A 3956-nucleotide genomic window follows, 5' to 3' on the forward strand; every position below is an offset into this window, starting at 1 on the left:
GGGCTTCCTCTGCGTCGGCGAGGGCTACGGCGCCGGGAATGCCTTCGATGGCAGCCTGTGCACGCGCCAGGTCGACGTCGACGACGGCGGCAACGTCTGCTCCGTGAATGCGGGTGTTAAGGCGCTGGATATGGTCGGCGCCCATCCGTCCGGCGCCGATAACGGCGACGCGAAGGGTTTCAGTCATTGTTCTTGTCCTTAGCTTCTGGAGTGAGCGTCTAGCTGACGGCGGTGCGGGACCCGCATGAAAGAAGGTAATTGCGGGTGCGCTTGGCAATGGGCATGGGAACGTCGAAGGCGACCGGATACATGTCCTGCTCAACGATGCCGAACATGGGACGGCCAAGGGCTTCCACTGCTTCGATAACAGCACGGAGATCGGGCAGGCCGTTCGGCGGTTCAGTCATAACACCAGCCAGGTTGGCCGCCGCCCAGGTCATGTTTTCGTCATTGACCTTTTTAAGGATCTCCGGGTTGATCTGCTTGAGGTGCAGGTAGCCAATCCGGTCAGGGTAGTTCTTGATCAGCTCCAGGCTGGACGCGCCACAGTATTCGGCGTGGCCGGTGTCAAGGCACAGGTTCAGGTACTGGGGATCAGTAGCGGCAAGGAGGGTTTCAATGTCCTGCTGGGCGCCCACGTGGGAGTCTGCATGGGAATGGAACTGCTGCTGGAGGCCGAAGTCCTCCAACAGGGTCTTGCCCAGCCGGTTGTGCCCGGCGAACAGGTCGTCCCAGGCCTTTTCGGTAAGTTCTCCGCTTTCCACTGCTTCGCCTGTGACGTCATCACGCCACATAGCCGGGATAACGACGATGTGCTCGCCGCCCATGGCTGCTGTCAGCTCGGCGACTTTGCGGGCCGGCTCCCAGGCTGTTTCCCACTGGTCCAGCCCGCGGTGGAAGGCGGTGAAGACGGTTCCGGCAGTGACCTTCAGGTCACGCTGCTTGAGCTCTTCGGCCAACCGGGTCGGGTCGGTGGGAAGGTAGCCGTAGGGCCCGAGTTCTATCCACTTGTAGCCGGACTCGGCTACTTCGTCGAGGAAGCGCTCCCAGGGGGTCTGCTTGGGGTCTTCTGCGAACCACACGCCCCAGGAGTCAGGTGCGGTGCCGATGATCAACTTGTTTTCGGTCATGACAGCCTTGTCTTTCTTGGCAGTGGGATTTAGTTGGAGGGGAAGTTGTAGGAGGCGCCGGAGGCGTGGGTGGGTTCGGGCCAGCGTGAGGTGACGACCTTGCCGCGGGTGTAGAAGGAGACGCCTTCGGGGCCGTAGATATGCTTGTCGCCGAAGAGTGAGGCTTTCCAGCCGCCGAAGGAGTGGTACGCCACCGGCACCGGGAGGGGCACGTTGATGCCGATCATGCCCACGGTGACGGAGCGCTGGAACTTCCGTGCAGCGGCGCCGGAGGAGGTGAAGATGGCGGTGCCGTTGCCGTAGGGGTTGGCATTGATGAGGTTGATGCCCTCTTCGAGGGTATCGACGCGGACGACGACGAGGACGGGTCCGAAGATTTCCTCGGTGTAGGCCGTCATCTCGGTCTTCACATGGTCAATGACGGTGGGGCCGACCCAGAAGCCGTTCTCGTGGCCGGGGACGACGAGGTCCCGGCCGTCCACCACCATCGCCGCTCCCGCCGTTTCGGCTTCGGTGACGATCCGGACAATCCGTTCCTTGGACGCCGGGGTGATGACCGGGCCCATTTCGGCGTCCGGGGCGGTGCCGTTGTTGACCTTCACGGCCAGGGCGCGCTCTTCGACTTTCTTGACCAGCAGGTCCGCGGCATCGCCGACGGCGACGGCGACGGAGATGGCCATGCAGCGCTCACCGGCGGAGCCGAACGCGGCGGCGGCGAGGTGGTCGGCGGCGTTGTCCAGGTCCGCGTCGGGCAGGATGATGGCGTGGTTCTTTGCCCCGCCCAGGGCCTGGACGCGCTTGCCGTGCTTGGTGGCGGTTTCGTGGACGTACTGGGCGATCGGGGTGGACCCGACGAAGGAGATGCCGTCCACGTCCGGGTGGGTCAGGAGACCGTCAACGGTTTCCTTGTCGCCGTGCAGGACCTGGAACACGCCGTCGGGCAGGCCGGCCTGCTTCCACAGCTTCGCGAGCAGCATCGAAGCGGAGGGGTCACGCTCGGAGGGCTTGAGGATGAACGCGTTGCCGGTGGCGATGGCCATCGGCGCCATCCACAGCGGCACCATCACGGGGAAGTTGAACGGCGTGATGCCCGCGACGACGCCCAGGGGTTCGCGGAAGTTGAAGACGTCGATGCCGGTGGAGACCTGGTCCGAGTAGTCGCCCTTGAGCAGGGTGGGGATGCCGCAGGCGTACTCGATGACTTCCAGGCCGCGGCCGATCTCGCCCTTGGCATCGGAGATGACCTTGCCGTGCTCGGCCGTGATGAGGGCCGCAAGGTCGTCCACGTGCGCGGCGACGAGCTCGCGGAACTTGAACAGCACAGCAGTGCGCCGTGCCAGGGAAATATCACCCCAGGTATCGGCCGCTGCCCGGGCGGCCGCGACGGTGGCGTCCAGATCTGCCCGGTTGGCCAGGCGCAGCTCCGCGCTCACCTGGCCCGTGGCCGGGTTGTAGACGGGCTGGGTGCGTGTTCCTTCGCCGGCGCTTTCGGCGCCGTTGATGAAGTGATTGATGGTGGAGGTCTCAGTTGTGACAGTCATGGCGACTCTTCCTTGAGTTGTAAGGGTTCGGGGGTCGAGGAGATCAGCCGAGCAGCTTGCGCTGGCGGCTCTTGTGCTCGGTATAGGTTTCAAAGGCTTGACGGGTGGAATCGAGCTCCGAAACCTGGGAAACAGGGACGTCCCACCACGATTCTGAGCTGGGCGCGTCCAGCAGGGGGTCTGATTCGATGTGAATGAGGATGGGCCCGCCGCGTTCCGGAGCAGCCTTGGCATCGGAGATGGCCTGCTCGAGTTCCGCGATGACCTTCTCCCCCGGTTCGATGCGGATGACCTTGACGCCCAAGGACTGGGCGTTGAGGGCCAGGTCCACCGGCAGGGTCTCGCCTTCGTCGAAACTGTGCTGCTCTTCGTTCAGGGCCCGGTACTGGGTGCCGAAGCGCTGGGAGCCCAAAGATTCGGACAGCGAACCGATGGAGGCGTAGCCGTGGTTCTGGATCAGGACCACGATCAATTTGATGCGCTCGGCGACCGCGGTAACGAGTTCGGTGTGCATCATCAGGTAGGAACCGTCCCCTACCATCACGACGACGTCGCGCTGGGCACCACCGGAGGCGGCCTCGGCCAGTGCTGCGCGTTTGACGCCCAGTCCGCCTGGAATCTCGTATCCCATGCAGGAGTATGCGTATTCAACGTGGTAGCCGAACGCGTCCCTGACGCGCCACATCTTGTGCAGGTCACCGGGCAGCGAACCGGCAGCACAAATTACCACGTCCTGCGGGTCCATGGCCCGGCTGGTGGCCCCGATGATCTCATTCTGGGCCGGCAGCGGTGTGTGGCGGGTGTCGAAGGCCTCGTCCACTGTGGCATCCCAGCGCTTCTTCTCCGCAGCAATCTTCTGCTCAAGGTCAGCGCCGACGCGGTAGCCGCCCAGGGCTTGGTTCAGCTTTACCAAAGCCTTGCCGGCGTCGGCCACGATAGGAAGCGTGGTGCCGTGCTTGTACGCATCGATGGCCGCGACGTTAATGTTGATGAACTTCACGTCCGGGTTCTGGAAAGCCGTCCGTGACGCCGTGGTGAAGTCCTCATAGCGGGTGCCGATGCCAATGATCAGGTCCGCCTCCGCTGCGATGGCATTCGCCGCCGTCGTGCCCGTCGAACCAATCGCACCAAGGGAGAACGGATGATCCCATGGAAGGACGCCGACGCCGGCCTGGGTGTTGCCGACCGGGATCCCGGTGAGCTCAACAAACTTGGCCAACTCCTCGTTTGCGTAGGCGTACAGGACACCCCCGCCGGCGATGATCAGCGGCCGCTAGTCAACCCT

At 63.9% G+C, this 3956-nt stretch carries 3 protein-coding genes and 1 pseudogene; all 4 read right to left on the minus strand.

Annotated elements, in window-relative coordinates; genetic code table 11:
- Positions 1-187, minus strand: a 187-nt coding sequence (locus AC5RWX_RS31160) for a Gfo/Idh/MocA family oxidoreductase (protein ID WP_494100063.1), incomplete at its 3' end; no start/stop codon positions are given.
- A gap of 31 nt (positions 188-218) precedes the next feature.
- A complete protein-coding gene (locus AC5RWX_RS31165) occupies positions 219-1130 on the minus strand; it encodes a sugar phosphate isomerase/epimerase family protein (RefSeq protein ID WP_494100064.1) in 912 nt (303 codons plus the stop codon).
- Between the two features lie 29 nt (positions 1131-1159).
- Positions 1160-2671, minus strand: a complete 1512-nt coding sequence (locus AC5RWX_RS31170) for a CoA-acylating methylmalonate-semialdehyde dehydrogenase (protein ID WP_494100065.1) — start codon at positions 2669-2671, stop codon at positions 1160-1162.
- A gap of 43 nt (positions 2672-2714) precedes the next feature.
- Positions 2715-3944, minus strand: a pseudogene (locus AC5RWX_RS31175) (thiamine pyrophosphate-dependent enzyme); the annotation flags it as partial.
- Positions 3945-3956 lie beyond the last annotated feature (12 nt).

The organism is Arthrobacter sp. SPT-J7 (assembly GCF_059089965.1).